This is a genomic window from Olleya namhaensis (assembly GCF_900114005.1).
Classification (GTDB): Bacteria; Bacteroidota; Bacteroidia; order Flavobacteriales; family Flavobacteriaceae; genus Olleya; species Olleya namhaensis.
On the sequence record NZ_FORM01000001.1, the window covers coordinates 551970 to 574557 of the forward strand.

Consider the following 22588-nt stretch of genomic DNA (forward strand, 5'->3'; position numbering starts at 1 on the left):
CTCATAGTATAAATTTCAAAAAAAAATATTTTTTATGACTAATAAACGTGCAATAGAAACTTTTAATGTGATATTTTCAATTATACTGATACTTTTAATATTAGTATTTATAGTTTTAAGTAGTAATTATTCTTTAACATTAACTAGTGATGATTTTGTTAACGCTTTTAGGGATTGGACAGGTTGGGATTATTTTAAACATAACTACTTAAAATGGAATGGAAGATGGGGACAGGGTTTATCTAATGATTATAGACTTTACGAAAATAGAACTCCTGTTACTTTTATACTTAACATATTTCTTATCGGATCGTTGTTTTTACTATCGAAAAAAGTTTTTAAGTACCCACAAAGTATAATTTTCACCTTTATTATTTACGCCACTTACTTATATTCAGTTAACGATTTTTTTCAAGCTACATTATATTTTCCTTCTGCTCTTTCCTACACTTTTGGCTGCGCACTATTTTTAATTATTTTGTGCTTACTTCTAGAGATAGAAGACAACTATAAGTTTATTGTTCTTGTTTTACTATTAATATTACAAGGAGGAATGGTAGAAATATTTTCTTTAGTAAATGCGTTTTTGTTTTCAGTTCTTTTAACTATCAATATTTTAGAAAAAAGAAAAAATAATTTAAAACTTTTAGTCTTATTAATAATTTCTATCTGTAGTTTTATTGTTATTTATACTTCACCAGGGAATAATATTAGGAGAGAAAAGTATGATAATACTAGTTTATCCTTAAATTTTGATTTAATAGTTGATACGTTTCAAGACTTCTTTTCTAATCATATTAATTTTATTGTTTTATTGATGGTCATAAGTATTTTAGTATTAAGTTCTTCTATTAATCAATCAATTAAGGAACGATTAAAACTATCTTTAATCTCTAAAAGTATATTAATAATTACAAGCATTTCAGCTTTTTTTATTCCTCTTGTTTTGACGGGCATGACAATAGCTAAAAAAAGTGCTGATAGGTTGGCAAACACATCTACCATTTTTTTTTTAGTAGGGGTTTTAATAATCACTTTATTAATAGGTAATGCTTTTTTTCAAAAAAAGAGTTTTAAAAAACGTTCGCACTACATATTAATTTTTTTAATATTAATTGGTTTTGCCTTTATAGGTGTTAATAAAAAGAATAATATTAAAACACTTTTTAATCAAGTTTTAAGTGAAGATTTAAAAAACTGGAATGAAGAAGAGATGGCGAGAAGACATTTTTTGATTAATAACTATAACAATGAAGTTCAAAAAATCCCTCCTTACACGAAAAATTACTTTAAAACTATTCATACTTTTTTAAATCATGACATTGCAAAGGATAAGGTGTATGTTACTTTTTTTAATAGAAAAAATCCAATTATTTTAAATACTGATTTAGCGGATATAAGAGTTTTAAACTTAATCACAAATATAAAGTTAAAAGAGGAATTGTCAAGCCCAATTATTAAAACAAAAAATATAGATTATTATTTTAACGAAAGAACATTATGTATTAAAAGATCTGAGTTTAAAGTTGGGTCTGTAGATTTAAAATTGTTTGATGCGTCCGGTAATATAAGGTATGAACAATTAAAGTTTGACTCATCTGATAGGTTTGGAGATAACAACTACTCTGGTTTGCAAATAGAACCTGATATTAATAGTATTGAGATAGAAGGTAAAAAATATCTTTTAAGTGAATTTAAAGAAACTATATTTAAATTACACAACAAAGAGTTAAATCCATATAAAATATTAAAACAAAAACATCGCGAAATAGAAAAGCAAATTAAATTAGACAATCTTGCGAAAAATAAAACGGAGGAAAAAGAATTAGTTCTTACTAAAAATAAAATGCTTGTCTCGTTTAAAATATATTTAAAGAAAAACGATGGGTTAACCTTGTATTATTTACAAGAAAATAAAGCATATAATGCTGAAAAATCGCAATCTATAAAAGTTTATGGAAAAGGTAGTTTACAAACTATTCGTTTTTTAATAGATACTAAAAAAGCGAATCCTACAAATTTTAGATTCGATTATGCTTCTGTACTTGATCAAGAAATCACTATTAAAGAAATTAAAATAGAAAGTATAGAAACATCTTTTACTGTAAACCAAAACCAAGTAAAAGATTATTTTAATTCGCCTAATTTATGGAATACAGAGATTGATATAAATCAAGCAAAATATGGAGTTAAAAAGCATAAAAATAGAATAGATTCCAAATTAATTGGAAATAATAAGTTACGTGATAAACTAAAAACCCTTCAACAAATTAAGTGATACAAAAACTAAAATCCATAGCAAAGTCTGGCACGTTTAAAAATAGTGTCATTGTATTAATACTTAGAGTGCTAGGTATGGCTTTAGCATATGCCTCCATAATACTTATTTCAAGACTTTTTGGTGCAGAAACCTATGGTCGTTTTGCATTATTACTTACTACAGCACAATTTTTACTATTAATTTTTTCGTTAGGCTTACCATTTGCAATAGTAAAACTAACATCCGATGTTAATTTCTTTAGCAATAATACACCACAGAATAGTTATTTAATAAATGCACTTAAAGCAGTCTTTATTTCAGGACTTATAGGTGGTTTAATTATTTTCATATTGTCTAAGGTTATTGCTGTTTATGTTTTTAAAGACGCATTACTAATACCATACTTAAAAACACTCTCCTACTTTTTTGTGTTTTTAGTACTTCATAAATTTTTGGTGGAGTTTATAAAAGGAAAAAAACTGTTTACTAGCTACGGCTTATTACTTTATGTACTACCCTATGCTTTGTTTTTTATTGTTTTTGGTGTTATGTACTACAAAAACGAAAACACAACGGAAGAGAGTATCTATTTAGCATATCTCCTCCCTTTTTTAGTTTTAGCAGTTATAGCAGTTTTCTTCTTGCCAATTAAAAGGTTAAAAACAAAAAAAACGCATAATTACAATGCCCTTTTTGCATTGTCTTTTCCTATGCTTTTTAGTGCAGCATTTATTTTTATATCTAACTGGACAGATGTTTTCATGCTTGGTGCTATGGTTAGTAAAGCAGAAGTAGGCATTTATAATGCAGCATACAAGGTTGCAACAATAGCTTTAGTTATTATTAATGCTATTAATGCTGTGTTAGCACCAAAAATAGCAACTCTATATAGTCAGGATAATTTAAAAGGTATACAAAGAGAGGTCCAAAAAGCAACAAAAATAATAACTTACTTATCTGTGCCAATTATTGTTTTAATAATCATTTTTAGAAAACAGTTTTTATCTCTATTTGGAGCAGAATTTGTACAAGGGGAATACGCTTTAATTATTATTGCAATTGGTTTATTGTTTAATGCAATGTCTGGTAGTGTTGGTCAAATTTTAAATATGACTAAACATCAGCATGAGTTAAAAAGATTTACTATTATTAGTGTTTTGGTTAATATTGTCTTAAATTATATTTTAATTAAAAATTTCGGAATTATTGGTGCTGCAATTGCAAGTTTGGTATCTAATGTAATATTGAATATATTGTGTATTATATTTATTAAGAAAGAATTTAATTTTTACGCATTTTTTAGATTTTAATTCATGTTAAAATACAGAACCAAGTTAAACCGAAAGTGGCACACCTTAATGAATAGAATTAAGTACGCTTCTGTATTTAAAATTGAAGGTAAAACCAGTATAGAAAAACGTGTAAATATTAGACCTTTTTTTAATGCTAAAACACCATTAAAAGTAATTCTTAAAAATAATACCAATTTAAAACACGACATTTTAATACAAGGCTCAGGAACTTTAGTATTAGGAGAAAACTCTTATATTGGTTCCTATTCGGTAATTGGTGTTAATAGCAGAATAGAAATAGGTAAAGATGTTATGATTGCAAATGCTGTTTCTATTAGAGATACAGATCATAATTTTAAAGACTTGAATGTAAGCATGCTTAAACAAGGCATTCAAACAGAACCTGTTTACATAAAAGACAATGTTTGGCTAGGTCACGGAGTTGTTATAACAAAAGGAGTTACCATACATTCGGGAGCTATTGTAGCTGCTAATGCTGTAGTTACTAAAGATGTTCCAGAAAATGCAATTGTTGGAGGGGTTCCTGCTAAAATAATTAAATACAGAAATGAGTAAACCTATAGATTTTATATGTGTTGGTGCGCAAAAAGCAGGAACAACATCCTTACATGATATTTTAAAAAAGCATCCTAATATTTATTTGCCAGAACGCAAAGAGGCTCATTTTTTCGATATAGACGAACGTTTTAATAAAGGTTTAGATTGGTGGATGGAAACCTTTTTTCAAGGCGACAAAATCAATAAAAAAACAGGTGTTTTTACTCCAGAATATTTGTATTTAAAAAACGTTCCAGAACGTATTGAAAATGTTTTAGGCAACGATTTAAAAATAATAATAGTTTTACGTCAACCTGTTAAAAGAGCGTACTCTCACTATTTAATGAGTAAAAGAAGAGGTTTTGAAACCGAAGATTTTAAAACAGCTTTAGAAAAAGAACCTGCAAGATTAAAAGAAGGTACATATTATAATAACAATCATTTTAGTTATATAGATAGAGGTTTATACTATAATCAGATAAAAAGATATGTAGATACCTTTGGAAAAGAAAACGTAAAAGTCTTTCTTTTTGAAAAAGACATTATAAAAAATAACGATGCAACCTTAAAAACAATACAAGAATTTATTGATGTTCCTTACAAGGAATTAGAGTCTGCAACTAAAAGTAATCAGGCATCAGAACCTAAATTAAAATGGCTTCGTAATATCATTTTTAATAAAAATAATCCAGTGAAAAAGTTGTTAGGTTATTTGCCATTATCAGACGATTTTAAGTTTAAAATAGCTTCAAAAATAAATACCATAAACCAAAAACCAGCAGAAGCAGAAAAGTTAACTCCTCAAGAAATAAGTCAATTAACAAACACCTGTTTTTTGGACGATATTGAAAAAGTAGAACAATTATTGAATATAGATTTATCTTTATGGAAGTAAAAAAACCAAACATTAATCTATTTATAGTAGGAGCTGCAAAATCAGGAACCACTTCATTATATAACTATTTAGCACAACATCCAGATGTTTTTTTTCCAGATGTAAAAGAGCCTAATTTTTATTCAGATGCAGAGTCGCACAATCCTTCCGCTTACATAAAACCTAAAAAAGGAAAGTTCTATCACAATAAAATTATTACAGATCCAGCGGTTTATTTTTCGTTATTTGATGAAGTTAAAAACCAAGCTATAGTAGCAGATTCTTCTCCTTCCTATTTATGGGATCAGCAAACAGCAAAACGCATTCATAAAGATTTTCCCGAAGCAAAGATTGTAATGCTTTTACGTAATCCTGTACAACGCGCATTTTCGCAGTTTTTAATGGATTTAAAAGATGGAAATCAAATCGAAGAAAACTTTAAACAAGCACTTTTAAAAGATGCTAAGTTTCAACCTAAAACTTGGGGAAGAGCACATTTGTATACAGAAATAGGTTTATATCACGACCAAGTAAAACAGTATTTAGACACTTTTGGCAACCAGCTAATTAAAGTTGTTATTTATGAAGATTTTATAAAAGACACAGCAAAATATTTAAAAGACATTTGTGCATTTTTAAACATTGATACAAATTACATAGATACAATCGATTATAATAAAGTATACAACCCTTATGTAGTGCCAAAAGGTAAAATATCTAAGTTTATACTTACCTATAAAAACAAGTTTGGTTTATTAAAGTTGCTAGTGCCAAAATTTGTAAAAGAATATTTAAATAATAAAATGCTCTTTAAGCAAGAAAAAAAACCTATAATAGAACCTGCAGATAAAGCGTATTTAAATACTGTTTTTGAAGCAGATATAATAAAACTGGAGCAATTGTTGCAACAAGATTTAAATCAATGGAAACAGTAAAACAAATCAATAAAAAGCCAAATTTTTTAGTAGTAGGAGTTCCAAAATCTGGAACCTCTTCTTTATATGGCTATTTAAAAGAACACCCAGAAATTTACCTTCCAGAACAAAAAGAACTTCATTTTTACACGTATAATAAGCTAAAAGAAAACACGGAAGGACCAGGAGATAAGCTAGCTTTAAAAACTGTAATTAAAAGTAAAGAAGAATACGAATTATTATATAAAAATAGGAAAAGTGAAATTGCTTCTGGAGACATTTCACCTTCATATTTATATTTTGCAGATTCGGCAATACCTTTAATAAAATCGTATTTAGGCGAAGATGTAAAAATCATAATTACGTTAAGAGACCCAATAGGAAGAGCTTTTTCTAATTTTTTACATCAAAAACGTTTACTACTAGAAACACTCCCTTTTACGGAAGCTTTGCAAAGTGAAACCAAACGAAAAGAACAAGGGTTTGGTGATTTTTATCGCTATAAAGAACACTCTTTATATTTTGAAAATTGCATGAAATACATAAACGCATTTGGAAACGATAATGTTAAAATCGTACTTTTTGAAGACATTATTAAAAACGCAGAAAGCGAAGTAAAATCTATCTGTAATTTTTTAAATGTAGACGCTAATTTTATACCAAAAAATCTAAACACCGTTTTTAATAAAGGAGGTGTTTATAAGGAGAATAAATTAACCGCATTCTTACTAAAACCGTCCGGATTAAAACAAATGGTTTTAAAACTAATTGGAAGCAAACTCGCTAATAAGTATAAAGCGTATAAAGAAAGTGTGTTACAAAAAAACACAGAAGCTAAACCAGAAATTGAAGCTCAAACTTTAGTAGACTTAAAAGCATATTTTAAACAAGATATCGAGCAGATTAAAAGCTTGAATGTAGATATAACAAAGTGGAAATACTTTAACTAAAAATGAAAAAACAACTCTCAATAATAATAGTTAACTATAATGGCGAACGCTTTTTAAAAGACTGTATAACGTCTATAAAAAACACATGTCACGATATATCTTATGAGATTATTATTGTAGATAATGCTTCGCAAGACAACAGTATACAGTTATTAGAAACGCAATTTTCTAAAGATATAACACTAATAAAAAGTAAAGACAATTTAGGTTTTGCAAAAGGTAATAATCTAGGAGTAAGTAAAAGTGATGGCGACCTTATTTTACTATTAAATAATGATACTATTTTAAAACATAGTTTACAACCAGCAATAGATGCTTTTAAAAGTAATGATGTTGGTATTGTGGGAATTAAAATGTTAGGAAAAGATGAAGAATATAGGCATTCAGTTGGTTATTTCCCTTCTGCTAGTAGATTAATTAAATTATCGCGTTTATATAATTTTGCTAATGGTTTTAAAACAGGCGATTTTCAAGATGATACGCCAAAATTAATAGATTGGATTGAAGGTTCTTTTTTAATGACAACAACTGCTATTTGGCATACAGTAAAAGGGCTAGATGAAGATTACTTCATGTATGTAGAAGATATAGATTTTTGTAAAAAAGTAACAACACACAATTTCAAAGTATTATATTTACCAAATATAGAATACCTTCACTTTGGTGGTTATGGAGCAAGTAGAGAGCACATGCTAAAAGAAGGTTTTAAAAAGTACATAAACAAGCACTTAAAAACACCTAAAAAACAATTGGCCTTATTAAGTGTAGGTTTTAATTTTATGATTAAAGATGTTAAAAAAACTTTTAAAAAAACTTCTTAAAGCCTTTGGTAAAAATTACACACCTGACCAAAGCATACCAGATAAACTGATAGTCTCTATTTTTAGTAGAAGACTATTTATGTTTTTAAGAGGAATTGTAAAAACTAGGAGGAAAATATTTCTAGGAGAAGGAGTAACTATCTACAATAAAAGCAACTTTAAATTTGGTAATGGTTGTACAATAGAAAAACATACCACTTTAGATTGCTATGCAAAAAGTCCAGTAAATTTTGGTAATTCTGTTAAAATAGGCGCTTTTTCTGCAGTTAGCACAACAAGTCATTTGTCAAAATACGGTATAGGGTTAACCATTGGAAATAACTCAGCTATTGGAGAGTATGCTTATTTTGGGTGCTCTGGAGGAGTGACCATTGGTAACGATGTTATTATGGGGCAGTACATAAGTTTTCATTCAGAAAATCATAATTTTTTAGATAAAACAAAGCTTATAAGAGAACAAGGGGTTACCTCGATAGGTGTAGTTTTAGGAAACAACATTTGGGTTGGCTCAAAAGTAACCTTTCTAGATGGTTCTAAGGTGGGAGATAATTGTGTGGTAGCAGCAGGAGCTGTCGTTAAAGACATATTTCCTAATAATGTAATTATTGGTGGAGTACCAGCAAAAGTATTAAAACAAATATGAGTAAAACAATACTTTACATACATCAGTCTGCCGAATTATATGGCTCAGATAAAACGTTATTGTATTTAGCCAATGGCATTAATATTAATCCAGATTTTAATGTTGTTGTTGTACTTCCTAATGATGGTCCCTTAAAAAATAAGCTAGAAGAACATAATATTAGAGTTATAATTTCTCCTATTATAAAAGTTTCTAGAAGCATGTTTACTTCAAAGCGTTTAGTGGTGCTTCCTTTTAAGATAGTAACTGCGGTAAATAAACTAAAAAAATCATTAAAAGACACGAAAATAGATATTGTACATTCAAATACTTTGGCTGTTTTAGTCGGTGCTTTTTTTGCAAAAAGATATGGAATTAAGCATATATGGCATGTTCATGAAATAATTGAAAAACCAAAACTTGTTAGTAATGTTTTTCCCGTACTTGTAGATTATTTTTCCACTAAAGTGGTTTATAACTCTAAGGCAACAAAAACCTTTTTATGTAATAAAAGAACGAGATTAGAGGCTAAATCTTATATTGTTTTAAATGGATTGGATAGAGAAACAGCAGTAACTAGCAATAAAGAAATAGAAGCTATTAGAAGGGACCTTTTTAAAGCAGATAAAAATGATATTGTGCTTGGGTTAGTGGGGCGTATAAATAAATGGAAAGGCCAGCAGCTTTTACTGGAAGCCTTCAATAATATAAAATCAGAATTTAATAATTTAAAGCTTGTTTTTATTGGTTCAGCACCACCTAACCAAGAACATTTTGTAGAAGATTTACAACATAAAATAACAGAATTTAGTTTAGAAAATGATTGTAGAATTGTCCCATTTCAAAATAATATATGGAGTATTTGGGATAGTATAGATGTTGCAGTTGTAGCGTCTACTGAGCCTGAACCATTTGGTTTAGTAGCATTAGAAGCGATGTTAGCTAAAAAACCAGTAATTACAGCAAACCATGGTGGTTTAGTAGAAATTGTACTACCAGAAACAGGGTATCTGTTTGAGCCAGGAAACGTTTCATCTTTACAAGATGCAATAAGACAAGTGCTTACTAATAATAAACAAGCAGAAGTTTTTAAACAAAACGGGTATGAAAGAGCTATAAATAAATTTTCTTTACAAACCTACGTTGATCGTTTTGTTTTGCTTTATAAGGAAACTTTATAATAAAGTTATGATTTATAAAATACTATTACTCGCGCTATTGGTTCTTCTTTCTATTGTAAGAAATGATTTGGTACTAACTGCAGTACTTGCTTTTACTATTTTGTTTTCATTTGTTGTAAATGTTAAATTAAATATTAAGCTATTAGCTGTTGTCTTGTTGTTGTTTTTAATATTTATAACAGCATTTATATCTAGTTTTTTTGAAAGTCCAAACTTAAATGATGTTTTAAGAGATGTTTGGTATTTATTAAAACCTATATTAATTATTTATGCTGCTTACTTCATAACAAGTAAAATAAAAGATAAAGAATATTTGTTTAGAGCGATCATATATATCGGTATTATCGCAGCGGTATTACATTTATTAAAAGTGGTTCCTGATCTTTTGGGACAATCTAGAAGGATTGCGGAAATTAGAGCATCATCTGGAAAAGGTAATATAGTTGAAATTTTTTCCTTCACATTTTTGTTCCTTAACAAAGAAGTGAAGTATTTTAAGACAAAAAACATAAAATATGCTTTGTATGCTTTACTGTTATGTTCTATCATATTCTATTTTTCAAGAACAATGTTATTGCTTTTATTTATGGTAATATTTTCGATGAAAGGCTATTTAAGACTTACATTCAAAAGTTTAAAATACTTAGGTATCTTAATAATTGCTTTTTTTGTGTTTTTTGGTGTTTTAAATAGAATGAATTTGAGTGCAGAAGATGTAGGGATTAATGGTTTTTTATATAAAATTAAAATAGCACCTTCTGAAATTATAAAAACTGATATAGATATTAATAATCACAGAGATTTATGGGATCATTTTAGGGCTTATGAGGCAATTAGAGCTATAGAGACGACTAATAAAAATGGTTTTAGAGCGGTAGTATTTGGTAATGGCTTAGGAGGCTTAGTAGACCTTGATTTTGAAGTTAAATTGTCAGGAAAAATGTTACAGTTTATACCCATAATACATAATGGCTATGTTTTTGTTTTTTTTAAATCAGGAATTATTGGCTTATTGTTGTATTTATTACTTTTATTTATGTTGTATTTAAAAGTTTACAATGTAAATGGAAATAACAACTATTTGATAACAAGAAGACTTATTTCAACCATAGGGATTTATTACTTTTTTACTTCGTTAGTAATAACAGGCATGTATAATCCTGCTGAAACAATAGCGGTATTTTTGGGAGCGGCATTGTTTTTGGAAACATATTTTAAAAAACAGCAATCAAATAAAAATGAGTTAATGGAAATTAATACTATTTAATATGAAAATAGGAATATTAGGAACGCGAGGAATTCCAAATTATCATGGAGGATTTGAACAGTTTGCAGAGTTTTTTGCTGTATATTTAGCTAAAAACAACCATGAAGTTTACGTCTATAATTCTTCTACACACCCTTTTAAAGAGAAAAAATTTAAAGGTGTTAATATTATACACTGTAAAGACCCCGAAGAGAAAATTGGAACTGTAGGTCAATTTATATATGATTTGAACTGCATATTGGATGCTCGAAAAAGAAACTTTGACGTATTATTACAATTAGGCTATACTAGTAATTCTATTTGGAGGAGACTTTTACCACAGAAGGCTACTATTGTTACAAATATGGACGGCTTGGAATGGAAACGGTCTAAATATTCTTCGAAAGTACGTAGCTTTTTGAAATATGCAGAAGGTTTAGCTGTAAAATCAAGTGATTTTTTAATTTCAGATTCCATTGGTATTCAAAATTACTTAAAAGAAAATTATAAGGTTGATTCAAAGTATATCGCTTATGGTGCCGAAGTATTTAATCAACCAGATATTAGCATTTTAAAAGAATATAAATTAGAGGCTAATAACTATAATATGTTAATAGCGCGATTAGAGCCAGAAAATAATATAGAAACTATTTTAGATGGTGTTGCAAAATCAAAGAAAAAAACACCTTTTATAGTTGTAGGGAAGCATGATGTAAATAAGTTTGGAGCATATTTAAAAGAAAAATTTAAAAATCATACTAATATCAAATTTCAAGGCGGGATTTATAATTTAGAACATCTTAATAATCTTAGACATTTTTCTAATTTGTATTTCCATGGTCATTCTGTAGGTGGTACAAACCCTTCTTTATTGGAAGCAATGGCTTCTAATTCTTTAATAATTGCTAACAATAATCAATTTAATAAATCTATACTTCAAGACAATGCATTTTATTTTGATAATGCTTTAGATGTAGAAAACTATATAAATACTGTAGATAAAATAAACCATTCAGATAAACTAAAAGCTTGCAAAAAAGCTATTATAGAAAATTTTAGTTGGAATAATATTAACAAACAATATTTAGATTATTTAAATGAATGTAATAAGGAGTATAATCAATAACGACAATTTATTTGTTTATTTAATTGCAATAATATTATCGACATTGTTTATTGGTTATGCGCCAAGCAGCATTGCTCTTGGAGTATTTGTGGTTGTATCCATTACTTATGGTTTAGTTAATAAAGTAAAAATAAAATATAACACAACACTGTTGTTGCTAATGTCGCTGTACCTTTTTTTAGCCAGTAGTATACTTTGGACGGTGGATGTTAAATTAACTTTAAAAGGAATTGGCAGGCTTTTAGCTTTATTTTTAATTCCTTTATCATTTCTTTGTTTACCAGAATTTAGCAAAAAAAAAAGAAATCTAGTTTTAAAATATTTTACGATAAGTAATTTTTGCTATGGTGTATTATTTATATTATCAGCATGTGTAAACTATTTAAAAACCAAAAATCTAGATGTTTTTTCGTATCATAAATTAGTTACTGTTTTCGATTTAAATGCAATTTATGTTTCTGTTTTTTTTTCAGTGAGTTTGTATTATCTACTTTCAAAAAAACAAAAAAATGTAACAGATAAAATAGGGATACTTTTCTTTATATTTTTATTAATTCTTCTTTCTTCAAAGATGATATTAGCTATTTTAGCCATATCTCTATTTATCTATTTTATCTATTTTAATAAATTTACAAACACTTATAAAGTAATTGCTTCGGGAGCTTTAATTTGTATGGTTATAGCCTTGTCGTCAAAGCAGTTAGTCACTAGGCTCCAAGAGGAGGCCAAATTTACAAAATTTAATGAAGTTTTAAAAAAAGAACGATTTGACAGGGTTTATTTATGGACGGGTACTTCTTTTCGATTATTCCAATTAAGGTTGCTAAGTGAACAAATACAGGAAGATAAAATTATATTATCCGGTTACGGCTTGTTTGCATCTCGTTTAAGTCTGAAAGATAAGCATGAATATTATAATACTTATAAAGGATTTCATTATTACAATTATCATAATCAATACGCTCAAATCCTCTCTGAAGGAGGTGTTTTTGCATTAATATTACTTTTATTGATATTGCTAAACAGTATTAAATCAGCTTTAAGATCAAAAGATTTTTTGTTCATTACATTTAGTATTCTCCTAATTATGTTATTTATTACAGAATCTTTTCTTTGGGTTCAGAGAGGTTTAATTTTTTCTTCTGTATTATTGTGTTTGTTTAATCGATCCTGTAAATCTACAGATGTAAATAAATTACCAACAGATTAAAATAAAAAAATCTTAGTTATTCGGTTTTAGAATTCCTTTTTTAAAATCAAAAGATTAGCCATAAAGTTTCAAGCTTTATAAGATGCAATAATTGCATTCTGTATTTCATTTGTTAGGATAGTCGTAAAATCTGACAATAGTTTATTATATTTGTCGTGCTATATTAATAATAGGTACCAAATCTTTATGAAAATAATCATGCAAATGCGACTTAACCAGCTCCTTAGACATTTATATATTAATCTTTCTTAAAAAGTCGATTTTAAAAATTTAAACCAGGCGATACTTAAGCATGGTTTTTTTAAAGTTAGTGTTTTAAAGTGTTTTTTTAATAGAGTTTAATAACTTGTTCTTAACTTGGACTTGTTTAATATTTATGTAACAAAGTGAATCATAAACAACATCGTTTTTCTGGATTTATCAAACCAATTGTCTTTGGTGTAGATATCTGTATTATAATATTTTCAATATTTTTATTCCCGTTAAAAATCACGAATCTTTATATATTTATAGCATACAGTTTCTGTTTTTGGTTGTTAATTGCTTTTAGAACAGGTTTTTATAACATACAACGTAGTACTAAAATGATTGGTGTTGTACGTCTTGTGTTTTCACAGATGTCAATTTATGCATTAGTGTTATATGCTTTTATAGGTTTTTTTAAACAACCTAATATAAGTCGTTCCTATTTAGCGTTTTATTTTGGAGTAACCTTTGCTTTAATTTTTGTTTTTAAACTTTTAACGTATTTGTTGTTATTAAAATATAGATCAGTATTTAAAGGTAATATTAGAAAAGTTGTTGTTATTGGAAAAAACAGTAAGTCTAATCAGCTTATAAAAATTTTCAAGAATCGATTAGATTTTGGGTATGAGTTGAGTAAGCAATTTAACACAAGGTCTGAGACTTTTTCTTTAGACAAATGTTTTAAGTATATCTTAGATAATCAAATTGATAAAATATATTTTTCTGTTTCTGAGTTGTCTAATAGTCAGATAAATAAATTAGTTAATTTTGCGGATAATAATCTGAGAGAGCTTAAATTTATTCCGGATAATAAAGAGGTTTTTACTAAAAAATTAAAATACGAGTATTACGATTATATTCCAATTTTGTCATTACGTGAAATTCCGTTAGACGATCCTGTAAATAAGGTTGTCAAACGTATTTTTGATGTTGTTTTTTCTTCGTTAATAATTGTGTTTGTTTTGTCTTGGCTAACTCCAATTATCGCTATTTTAATTAAGTTAGAGTCAAAGGGGCCAGTGTTTTTTAAACAAGCCAGAAGTGGTTTTAGTCATTCTGAATTTGAATGTTTTAAATTTAGATCTATGGCGGTTAATGAAAGTGCAAACTTACAACAGGCTACCAAAAATGATATGCGTATTACCAAGATTGGTAAATTTATTAGAAAAACTAGTATTGATGAGTTACCACAGTTTTTTAACGTGTTTTTGGGGCATATGTCTGTAGCAGGTCCTAGGCCACACATGATAAGTCATACTACGCTGTACTCTAAAAAAGTAGATAAATTTATGGTACGTCATTTGGTAAAACCGGGTATTACTGGTTTAGCTCAGGTAAGTGGTTTTAGAGGCGAAATAGAAACAGATCATGATATTGTTAATCGCGTTCGTTTTGATATTTTTTATGTTGAAAACTGGTCATTGCTAATGGATATTAAAATTGTAATCCAAACTTTTATGAATGCTGTAAAAGGCGAAGAAAAAGCGTATTAGCTTATTTTTGAATACAGTTGATTTTTATTGAAATTAAATTATGAAATTTTATAAATGCATTAAAAGATTTTGTGATTTTGTAGTTTCATTGATTCTTTTGATTCTTTTTTCTTGGTTTCTCTTAATTTTGATTTTAGTGGCAAGTTTAGATACTAAGTCATTAGGTGTTTTTGTTCAAAGTAGAATAGGTTATCGTAATAAGTCATTCATTATTTATAAATTAAAAACGTATCGAAGCAATCAATCTATTTCTAAGATTGGAGCCTTTTTACGTCGTTATAAATTAGATGAGCTCCCGCAATTGTTTAATGTGCTTATTGGAGATATGAGTTTTGTTGGTCCTAGACCAGATGTTTCTGGATTTGCGGACACGCTTCAAGGGGGTGATGCTATCATTCTTTCTGTAAAACCGGGTATTACAGGACCAGCAACTATATATTTCAGAAATGAAGAAGTGTTACTAGCTAAACAAAGTAATCCAGAGTTTTATAATAAGAATATTATCTGGCCCAAAAAGATTGCGCTAAATACTAAGTATGTAAAAGAAATGAGTTTTAAACAAGATATTTATTATCTTGTTAAAACTTTTTATATAAAATATGAATTCTAAAATTTGGTTGTCATCTCCACATGTCGAGGATAAAGAGCTAGATTATGTTAATCAGGCTTTTTTGGATAATTGGATTGCGCCTGTTGGACCTCATATTTTTGATTTTGAATATGCTATTGAAGATTATTTAGAAGGGTCTAATTTTGTGACAGCTTTAAATTCCGGGACAGCTTCTATACACGTTGCTTTAAAATTATTAGGTGTTAAACAAAACGATATTGTTTTGTGTCAAAGTTTTACCTTTGTAGCAACTGCAAATCCAATCACTTATTTAGGAGCAACACCTGTTTTTGTTGATAGCGAATCAGAAACTTGGAATATGTGTCCTAAATACTTAGAGGAAGCTATAAAGGAATGTATAAGGGTTAATAAGAAACCGAAGGCTATTATTTTTGTTGACCTTTATGGTATGCCGGCTAAAATAGATGAGATTTTACAAATAGGTTCATTTTATAATATTCCAGTAATTGAAGATGCAGCTGAGGCTTTAGGTTCCGAGTACAAAAAGCAAAAGTGCGGGACATTTGGAGATTTTTCAATATTCTCTTTCAATGGAAATAAAATTATAACGACTTCTGGGGGTGGTGCAATAGTTAGTCGTAACAAAAAAGATAAAGAGAAGGTGCTTTTTTACGCTACGCAAGCAAAAGAAGTAGCAGTGCATTACCAACATGAAGAAGTAGGCTATAATTATAGGTTAAGTAATGTTTGCGCAGCTATTGGTAAAGGCCAGATGGAGGTTCTTGATAAGCGCATTACTCAGCGTCGTTTTAATCATTCGTTTTATCAAAAATTATTTAAGGATAATAATGATATTTATGTTTTTAAATCGGTCAATACCGATTTTAATTCTAATTATTGGTTAACATGTATTTTGGTTAGTACTGAAGCAAGTTACACAAACCTTGATCTCATAGCCTATTTAACGATACATAATATAGAAGCCAGACCTTTATGGAAGCCTTTGCATTTGCAACCTGTTTTTCAAAATAATCTCTATTTTGGAAGTCAAGTTAGTGCTGGTTTGTATAATCAAGGTGTTTGCTTACCTTCGGGGTCTAATTTGTCTCCAGAAAACAGGCTTTTTATAGCCGAAGTTTTTGCTAAATTTTTCAAACAATATAGTAATGTTTAATAATAAATGTGTTTTAATAACAGGTGCTGCAGGATCAATAGGCTCTGCTTTGGCAGACTTTATAATTCAAAAAAAAACATCTAAACTTATTTTATTAGACAATGCGGAAACACCTCTTTTTAAATTAGAACAGGTATTGCGATTAAAACTCCCAATTGTTACACAAATAGAATTTGTTCTGGGAAGTATTACAAATAAATCACTTATTGAAAAGTTATTTGCTAATAGCAAGATTGATTTTGTTTTTCATACTGCAGCATACAAACATGTGCCCGTTTTAGAAAAAAGTCCAATTCCAGGGGTAGAAGTAAATTGTATTGGAACCAAAATACTAGCCGATGGAGCCATTAAATACAATGTTAAAAATTTTTTATTTGTATCTACAGATAAAGCAGTGGAGCCAGCAAATGTAATGGGAGCTACTAAATTGTTGGCAGAAAAATATATTGGTGCCTTAAGTAAGCAGTACATGCAGTCAACAAGATTTGTAACTTTAAGATTTGGTAATGTTATAGGGTCTAATGGATCTGTAATACCTTTGTTTAAAGAACAGTTATTATTTAATAAAAAACTGACATTAACAGATGTAGCCGCGACCAGGTACTTTATTAATGTCTCAAAAGTTGTATCTCTTGCTATAGAAAGCTTGAAATTTGCTATTAGTGGTAGTGTGTTTTTGATAGAGATGGGCGCTCCAAAATCTATTCTTAGTATTGCTAAACAAACAATTAGCGAGTTAAACTTAAACGAAGAGCAAGTAGATATTGAAATTATAGGACTCAGACCAGGCGAAAAATTACATGAAACCTTAGTAGGTCGTCAGGCAAGTCTTGAAAAAACAGAACATCCTGAAATTTATTTAATTAAAGGTACAGAAACGTTATCGTTTGAAGAGATAACAGAAGCGTTTAAAACGCTTCAAAATATAGTTGCCCAGCAAAATGATATAGAGGTTGTTCAGTATCTTAAATCAATTTTAAAAACGTTTAAAAGTCGTAACTCTGAATTTGAAAGCTTAGATTAAACATAATCTTAGAAAATATTACTAGTATAAGAGGTTTATTTTATATTTGCTGTTGTTGCAATGTTACCTTTTATCATGAATTTTTCATAACTCTAGGTTTTGCAAGTATTATAGAATTTCATAAAATAAGAAATTAGTCAATGAAAATAGCAGTAATTGGTACAGGTTACGTAGGTTTAGTGACAGGAACATGTCTGGCCGAAACAGGTAACGAAGTACTTTGTATAGACATAGATCAAGATAAAGTAAAACAAATGCAAGCTGGAGAGGTGCCAATTTACGAGCCTCATTTGGATGTATTGTTTGAAAGAAACATTAAAGCCAATAGACTTAAATTTTCAACTAATTTAGAAGAAGGTTTAGAGCACGGTGATATTATATTTTTAGCATTACCCACGCCTGAAGACGAAGATGGATCTGCTGATTTAAAATATATTCTAGGTGTAGCAGATGACATCGGAAAGTTAATTAAAGATTACAAAGTCATTGTAGATAAAAGTACTGTTCCAGTAGGTACTTCAGATAAAGTAAAAGCAGCGATAGCCAAACACGCAAAAGTAGATTTTGATGTCGTATCTAACCCAGAATTTTTAAGAGAAGGATTTGCTGTAGACGACTTTCTAAAGCCAGAACGCATCGTTGTGGGGTCAAGTAGTGATCGTGCCACAGCGCTTATGCAAAAGCTTTACAAGCCCTATGTGAGGTCAGGTAATCCAATAATTATTATGGATGAAAAGTCGGCAGAGCTAACCAAGTATGCGTCTAACTCGTTTTTAGCAGCTAAAATCACGTTTATGAACGAGATTGCTAACTTTTGCGAAAAAGTAGGTGCAGATGTAGACAAGGTTAGAATTGGTATGGGTACAGACTCTAGAATTGGTAAACGTTTCTTGTTTCCAGGAATTGGTTACGGAGGATCCTGTTTTCCAAAAGATGTAAAAGCACTTCATAAATCTGGATTAGATAACAATTATAACTTTAAAATATTAGATGCAGTAATTAACGTTAATGCACGACAAAAATTGGTGTTAATTCCTAAAATAGAATCTCATTTTAATAATGATTTAAAAGGAAAAAACATAGCTGTTTGGGGATTAGCCTTTAAACCAGAAACAGATGACATTCGAGAAGCGCCATCATTATACATGATTGATGCCCTTTTAGAAGCGGGTTGTAATATTACCGCATTTGATCCTGAGGCTATGCCAAATGTTAAACGTAAATTAGGAGATAAAATTAACTTTGCAGATAGTATGTACGATGCGCTAAAAAACGCTGATGCTTTAATTATTTCAACAGAGTGGAGTATCTTTAGAACACCAGATTTTAGTAAAATGAAAACGGTAATGTCAAGCCCAACCATTTTTGATGGTCGTAATTTGTACGATGTTAAAGACGTCAAAAACGAAGGGTTTAAATATGTGTCAATAGGAAGATAAATGAGTCAAAAAAGAGTTTTAATTACAGGAGCAGCAGGTTTTTTAGGGTCACATTTATGCGATCGGTTTCTTGCCGAAGGGTATTTTGTTATCGGAATGGATAATTTTATAACAGGGGACTCAAAAAATTTAGCGCATTTGTCTTCAAATTCAAGCTTTCTTTTTATTCAGCATGATGTTACAAATTTTATAAATATAGAAGGGGATTTAGATTATATCCTTCATTTTGCATCTCCTGCAAGTCCAATAGATTATTTAAAAATTCCTATCCAAACACTTAAAGTGGGTAGTTTAGGGACGCATAATTTATTAGGTTTAGCTAAAGCAAAAGAAGCAAGGTTACTAATAGCATCAACTTCTGAAGTTTACGGAGATCCATTAGTACATCCTCAAACAGAAGATTATTATGGAAATGTAAACACTATCGGACCAAGAGGTGTTTATGATGAGGCTAAACGTTTTCAAGAGTCTATAACCATGGCTTACCATAGGTTTCATGGATTAGAGACTCGTATTGTCAGAATCTTTAATACATACGGACCAAGAATGCGACTTAATGATGGTCGTGTAATACCAGCATTTATGGGGCAAGCACTTCGTGGAGAAGATTTGACTGTTTTTGGAGATGGTATTCAAACACGTTCATTTTGTTATGTTACAGATCAGGTAGAAGGTATTTATAGATTGTTATTAAGTGATTATGCAAACCCTGTTAATATTGGTAACCCGCACGAAATTACAATTAAAGATTTTGCAGAAGAGATTATTAGCCTAACAGGAACAACTCAAAAGGTGATATATAAAGATTTACCTGTAGACGATCCAATGCAACGTCAACCAGACATTACTTTGGCTAAAAACCTATTAGGTTGGGAGCCGAAAGTAGGTAGAGCAGAAGGGATGAAAAAAACGTATGATTACTTTAAAAATTTAACTGAAGCAGAACTACATAAAAGCGAGCATAAAGATTTTTCAAACTATAACAAGTAATAGCTTATGGAGTATAAACGCGGAAGGTACTCTTGGTTGCTAAGACCTTTTCTTATTATTTTTGATCTTGTAGTCATTAATGGTTTAGCGTTTTACTTTTTCAATTTTAATCAATCAAAACTTGATTATTTTACGATAGATTTATTTAATAATAAACATGTATTATACTTTATATATGTCACTATTCTTTGGTTGGCATCTTCGTCCTTTCTAAAATTTTACGAAGTTTATAGGTACACATCACCCATTAATATTTTTTCAGTTATAATTAAACAGTGCTTAGCATTTACAATAATAGTATATGCTTTTATGGGTGTGTTTAGAAGTATTGATGTACAATCGTACACAACATTAGAGTATTTGTTGTCCTGTTTTGTGGGGATTAGTACCGTTAAATTAGTAAGTTTTTATGGCTTAAAGTCGTTCCGTACATTTTTAAGTGGTAATGTAAGACGTGTTGTTATTATTGGAAAAGGTGAAGGTGCGCAAGAATTGACGCAGTTGTTTACAAAACGTAAAGCTTTAGGGTATAGTATTAAGGGGATATTTGCTAATTCTGATAATCACGAGTTTACTGGTAATATAGAAGAGAGTTTTAAGTTTTTAAATGAAGACGAAGGAATTGACGAAATCTATTGTGCAATTGACGAGTTAACAGAAAAACAAGTTAATGATTACGTTAAGTATGCAGAGATTAATCACTGTAATATTAAATTTATACCTACAACCAATAAGCTACTTACCAAAAGATTAAAAACTGACTATTACAATTACTTGCCTATTTTGTCAATGCCTGAAGTGGCTTTAAATAATGACTTTAATAAATTTATAAAGCGCCTTTTTGATGTTATTTTTGCTTTACTAATTCTTGTGTTAATCTTGTCTTGGTTAACACCTATTTTGTTTGTTTTAATTAAGTTAGAATCTAAAGGACCATTATTTTATAAGCACAAACGTAATGGTATAAACTATAAAGAGTTTTATTGTTATAAGTTTAGATCTTTAAAAATTAATAAAGAAGTAGAAGGGACTTATATTACTAAAAATGATAGTAGAGTTACCAAAATCGGGAAGTTTTTACGTCATACTAGTTTAGACGAATTTCCTCAATTTTATAACGTTTTAAAAGGAGATATGAGTGTGGTTGGTCCTAGACCTCATATGTTATCTTACACGGACGACTACTCTAAAAAAATTGATAAGTATAATTTTATCTTTAGACATAACGTAAAACCAGGTGTTACTGGATTAGCTCAAATAAGAGGGTTTAGAGGCGAAATTAAAAATGACGAAGACATTATTAATCGTATTAAATTTGATAATTATTATATCGAAAACTGGTCGCTAGTATTAGACATTAAAATCATTTTTAAAACTATGATTAATGTTTTTAGAGGTCAGAAAGAAGCTTATTAATAAATGACACCATTAGTTTCCATAATAACACCAATATATAACTCAGAAGACTTTCTAGAGGAAACAGTAGCTAGTATATTAAATCAATCCTATTCTAATTGGGAGTTGTTATTAATAGACGATTGCTCTACAGATAATACTCTAGCATTAGCTAATAAGTACAGTAATAAGTATTCTAATATTATAGTCTTAAAAAACCAAACCAATGCTGGTGCGGCAGTCTCCAGAAACAAAGGGATTACTGCTGCTAGTGGAGATTTTATTGCTTTTTTGGATGCTGACGATTTGTGGAAGCCTAATAAATTGGAAGTTCAAATTAAGTTTATGTTAGCTAATAATTGCGCAGTGTCTTACACTAGTTATGAGCAAATTGATCAGTATAGCAAACCGCTTCATAAATTAGTCAAAGTATTACCAAAGCTTAGCTATAACAAATATTTAAAAACCAATTACATTGGTAACCTAACAGGTGTTTATAATGCTAAAATATTAGGCAAAATAATGGCGCCTAACCTACGTAAACGTCAAGATTGGTTATTATGGTTGTCTGCCATTAAAAAGTCCGGTAAACCTGCTCTGGGTATTCAGGAGTCTTTGGCTTACTATCGTGTTAGACCCGACTCTATGTCTTCAAATAAAATAGAGTTGTTGCAGCATAATTATTGGGTATATAAAAAAGGATTAGGTTTTTCTACTTTTAAATCTTTATACCGAATGCTTATTTTTATAAGGGAGCAGTTTTTTGTTAAATCAAAATTGATTGTATCTACAAAGTAAATTAAAAAGCACTCCATAAATCACAAAAACACATCACGTTTTACAACCGTAATAGCATCAAAAACAGCAAGGTGCGGTTTTTACCACAGTACAAAATGAGTATTTTGGGTTGTTTTCGATAAAATGTAAGAAAAAAGCGGTTAAGAAAAAGCTTTTTTGTAATATAATTCCTAGTTTCGATTTGTGTTATAAAAAGAGGGTTTGTTTTTAGTCGAGCAAATTATCTTTTTTTACACAGCATTAATGTTTTAACTATCGCTATTTTTTTTATTTTTATTTCGACTTAACATTACTATTTTAATTGATAGAAGACTAACTATTAATTAATCCTCTCGACTAAATTTTATCGGCTAATTATTAAATTATTAACCAATCAGTTAAAATAAAATACTGATTTAAAATTT

General features: G+C 29.2%; 20 protein-coding genes. All 20 read left to right on the forward strand.

Going from position 1 to position 22588, the window contains the following annotated elements; all coding sequences use genetic code 11:
- The first annotated feature begins 34 nt into the window (after positions 1 to 34).
- The 20 genes from BMZ09_RS02400 (at position 35) to BMZ09_RS02495 (ending at position 22184) form a co-directional block, all read left to right on the forward strand.
- On the forward strand, positions 35 to 2278 hold the full coding sequence (locus BMZ09_RS02400; RefSeq protein WP_090837171.1) for a DUF6056 family protein: 2244 nt from the start codon (positions 35 to 37) through the stop codon (positions 2276 to 2278).
- Positions 2275 to 3570, forward strand: coding sequence for a flippase (locus tag BMZ09_RS02405; RefSeq protein ID WP_090837172.1), 1296 nt, complete (start codon positions 2275 to 2277; stop codon positions 3568 to 3570). The genes BMZ09_RS02400 and BMZ09_RS02405 overlap by 4 nt, the downstream gene beginning before the upstream one ends.
- 48 nt (positions 3571 to 3618) lie before the next feature.
- A complete protein-coding gene (locus BMZ09_RS16285) occupies positions 3619 to 4128 on the forward strand; it encodes an acyltransferase (protein WP_218143721.1) in 510 nt (169 codons plus the stop codon).
- Positions 4121 to 5005, forward strand: coding sequence for a sulfotransferase domain-containing protein (locus BMZ09_RS02415; protein ID WP_090837174.1), 885 nt, complete (start codon positions 4121 to 4123; stop codon positions 5003 to 5005). The genes BMZ09_RS16285 and BMZ09_RS02415 overlap by 8 nt, the downstream gene beginning before the upstream one ends.
- Entirely contained in the window at positions 4996 to 5919 is a 924-nt protein-coding gene (locus BMZ09_RS02420) for a sulfotransferase family protein (RefSeq protein ID WP_090837175.1), read from the forward strand. The genes BMZ09_RS02415 and BMZ09_RS02420 overlap by 10 nt, the downstream gene beginning before the upstream one ends.
- Positions 5907 to 6848 (forward strand): sulfotransferase family protein, encoded by a 942-nt coding sequence (locus tag BMZ09_RS02425; RefSeq protein ID WP_090837177.1) that lies wholly within the window; start codon positions 5907 to 5909, stop codon positions 6846 to 6848. Before BMZ09_RS02420 ends, BMZ09_RS02425 begins: the two co-directional genes overlap by 13 nt.
- Before the next feature lie 2 nt (positions 6849 to 6850).
- Positions 6851 to 7669 carry a glycosyltransferase family 2 protein gene (locus BMZ09_RS02430; protein WP_090837179.1) on the forward strand — a complete coding sequence of 273 codons (819 nt, stop codon included), beginning with the start codon at positions 6851 to 6853 and terminating at the stop codon, positions 7667 to 7669.
- Complete coding sequence (locus tag BMZ09_RS02435; protein ID WP_090837182.1) at positions 7638 to 8312, forward strand: acyltransferase; 675 nt, start codon at positions 7638 to 7640, stop codon at positions 8310 to 8312. The genes BMZ09_RS02430 and BMZ09_RS02435 overlap by 32 nt, the downstream gene beginning before the upstream one ends.
- Entirely contained in the window at positions 8309 to 9472 is a 1164-nt protein-coding gene (locus BMZ09_RS02440) for a glycosyltransferase family 4 protein (RefSeq protein ID WP_090837183.1), read from the forward strand. Before BMZ09_RS02435 ends, BMZ09_RS02440 begins: the two co-directional genes overlap by 4 nt.
- A 7-nt stretch (positions 9473 to 9479) precedes the next feature.
- The gene (locus BMZ09_RS02445) at positions 9480 to 10739 is read left to right on the forward strand and encodes a hypothetical protein (RefSeq protein WP_090837185.1); all 1260 of its coding nucleotides are present in this window, start codon (positions 9480 to 9482) and stop codon (positions 10737 to 10739) included.
- 1 nt (position 10740) lies between these two features.
- Positions 10741 to 11844 (forward strand): DUF1972 domain-containing protein, encoded by a 1104-nt coding sequence (locus tag BMZ09_RS02450; RefSeq protein WP_090837186.1) that lies wholly within the window; start codon positions 10741 to 10743, stop codon positions 11842 to 11844.
- Positions 11816 to 13054 carry an O-antigen ligase family protein gene (locus BMZ09_RS02455; RefSeq protein ID WP_090837188.1) on the forward strand — a complete coding sequence of 413 codons (1239 nt, stop codon included), beginning with the start codon at positions 11816 to 11818 and terminating at the stop codon, positions 13052 to 13054. The genes BMZ09_RS02450 and BMZ09_RS02455 overlap by 29 nt, the downstream gene beginning before the upstream one ends.
- Positions 13055 to 13440: 386 nt before the next feature.
- Positions 13441 to 14793 carry an exopolysaccharide biosynthesis polyprenyl glycosylphosphotransferase gene (locus BMZ09_RS02460; RefSeq protein ID WP_090837190.1) on the forward strand — a complete coding sequence of 451 codons (1353 nt, stop codon included), beginning with the start codon at positions 13441 to 13443 and terminating at the stop codon, positions 14791 to 14793.
- Positions 14794 to 14833: 40 nt separating this feature from the next.
- Positions 14834 to 15403 carry a sugar transferase gene (locus tag BMZ09_RS02465; RefSeq protein ID WP_090837191.1) on the forward strand — a complete coding sequence of 190 codons (570 nt, stop codon included), beginning with the start codon at positions 14834 to 14836 and terminating at the stop codon, positions 15401 to 15403.
- A complete protein-coding gene (locus BMZ09_RS02470) occupies positions 15393 to 16538 on the forward strand; it encodes a DegT/DnrJ/EryC1/StrS family aminotransferase (protein WP_090837193.1) in 1146 nt (381 codons plus the stop codon). Before BMZ09_RS02465 ends, BMZ09_RS02470 begins: the two co-directional genes overlap by 11 nt.
- Positions 16531 to 17562, forward strand: coding sequence for a polysaccharide biosynthesis protein (locus tag BMZ09_RS02475; protein WP_090837194.1), 1032 nt, complete (start codon positions 16531 to 16533; stop codon positions 17560 to 17562). The genes BMZ09_RS02470 and BMZ09_RS02475 overlap by 8 nt, the downstream gene beginning before the upstream one ends.
- Positions 17563 to 17702: 140 nt before the next feature.
- A complete protein-coding gene (locus BMZ09_RS02480) occupies positions 17703 to 19001 on the forward strand; it encodes a UDP-glucose dehydrogenase family protein (RefSeq protein WP_090837196.1) in 1299 nt (432 codons plus the stop codon).
- Positions 19002 to 19991: a UDP-glucuronic acid decarboxylase family protein gene (locus BMZ09_RS02485; RefSeq protein ID WP_090837197.1), complete on the forward strand. Its 990-nt coding sequence runs from the start codon at positions 19002 to 19004 to the stop codon at positions 19989 to 19991.
- A 6-nt stretch (positions 19992 to 19997) separates the two neighbouring features.
- Positions 19998 to 21407 (forward strand): exopolysaccharide biosynthesis polyprenyl glycosylphosphotransferase, encoded by a 1410-nt coding sequence (locus tag BMZ09_RS02490; RefSeq protein ID WP_090837199.1) that lies wholly within the window; start codon positions 19998 to 20000, stop codon positions 21405 to 21407.
- 3 nt (positions 21408 to 21410) lie between these two features.
- Positions 21411 to 22184 carry a glycosyltransferase family 2 protein gene (locus tag BMZ09_RS02495; protein ID WP_090837201.1) on the forward strand — a complete coding sequence of 258 codons (774 nt, stop codon included), beginning with the start codon at positions 21411 to 21413 and terminating at the stop codon, positions 22182 to 22184.
- The last annotated feature ends 404 nt before the right edge of the window (positions 22185 to 22588 follow it).

What these genes read in the sequence shown, in the direction of transcription:
- BMZ09_RS02400 (WP_090837171.1), top strand. Translation starts at nt 35, where the DNA reads ATGACTAATAAACGTGCAATAGAAACTTTTAATGTGATATTTTCAATT.
- BMZ09_RS16285 (WP_218143721.1), top strand. Translation starts at nt 3,619, where the DNA reads ATGAATAGAATTAAGTACGCTTCTGTATTTAAAATTGAAGGTAAAACC.
- BMZ09_RS02415 (WP_090837174.1), top strand. Translation starts at nt 4,121, where the DNA reads ATGAGTAAACCTATAGATTTTATATGTGTTGGTGCGCAAAAAGCAGGA.
- BMZ09_RS02420 (WP_090837175.1), top strand. Translation starts at nt 4,996, where the DNA reads ATGGAAGTAAAAAAACCAAACATTAATCTATTTATAGTAGGAGCTGCA.
- BMZ09_RS02425 (WP_090837177.1), top strand. Translation starts at nt 5,907, where the DNA reads ATGGAAACAGTAAAACAAATCAATAAAAAGCCAAATTTTTTAGTAGTA.
- BMZ09_RS02430 (WP_090837179.1), top strand. Translation starts at nt 6,851, where the DNA reads ATGAAAAAACAACTCTCAATAATAATAGTTAACTATAATGGCGAACGC.
- BMZ09_RS02435 (WP_090837182.1), top strand. Translation starts at nt 7,638, where the DNA reads ATGTTAAAAAAACTTTTAAAAAAACTTCTTAAAGCCTTTGGTAAAAAT.
- BMZ09_RS02440 (WP_090837183.1), top strand. Translation starts at nt 8,309, where the DNA reads ATGAGTAAAACAATACTTTACATACATCAGTCTGCCGAATTATATGGC.
- BMZ09_RS02445 (WP_090837185.1), top strand. Translation starts at nt 9,480, where the DNA reads ATGATTTATAAAATACTATTACTCGCGCTATTGGTTCTTCTTTCTATT.
- BMZ09_RS02450 (WP_090837186.1), top strand. Translation starts at nt 10,741, where the DNA reads ATGAAAATAGGAATATTAGGAACGCGAGGAATTCCAAATTATCATGGA.
- BMZ09_RS02455 (WP_090837188.1), top strand. Translation starts at nt 11,816, where the DNA reads ATGAATGTAATAAGGAGTATAATCAATAACGACAATTTATTTGTTTAT.
- BMZ09_RS02465 (WP_090837191.1), top strand. Translation starts at nt 14,834, where the DNA reads ATGAAATTTTATAAATGCATTAAAAGATTTTGTGATTTTGTAGTTTCA.
- BMZ09_RS02470 (WP_090837193.1), top strand. Translation starts at nt 15,393, where the DNA reads ATGAATTCTAAAATTTGGTTGTCATCTCCACATGTCGAGGATAAAGAG.
- BMZ09_RS02475 (WP_090837194.1), top strand. Translation starts at nt 16,531, where the DNA reads ATGTTTAATAATAAATGTGTTTTAATAACAGGTGCTGCAGGATCAATA.
- BMZ09_RS02480 (WP_090837196.1), top strand. Translation starts at nt 17,703, where the DNA reads ATGAAAATAGCAGTAATTGGTACAGGTTACGTAGGTTTAGTGACAGGA.
- BMZ09_RS02485 (WP_090837197.1), top strand. Translation starts at nt 19,002, where the DNA reads ATGAGTCAAAAAAGAGTTTTAATTACAGGAGCAGCAGGTTTTTTAGGG.
- BMZ09_RS02490 (WP_090837199.1), top strand. Translation starts at nt 19,998, where the DNA reads ATGGAGTATAAACGCGGAAGGTACTCTTGGTTGCTAAGACCTTTTCTT.
- BMZ09_RS02495 (WP_090837201.1), top strand. Translation starts at nt 21,411, where the DNA reads ATGACACCATTAGTTTCCATAATAACACCAATATATAACTCAGAAGAC.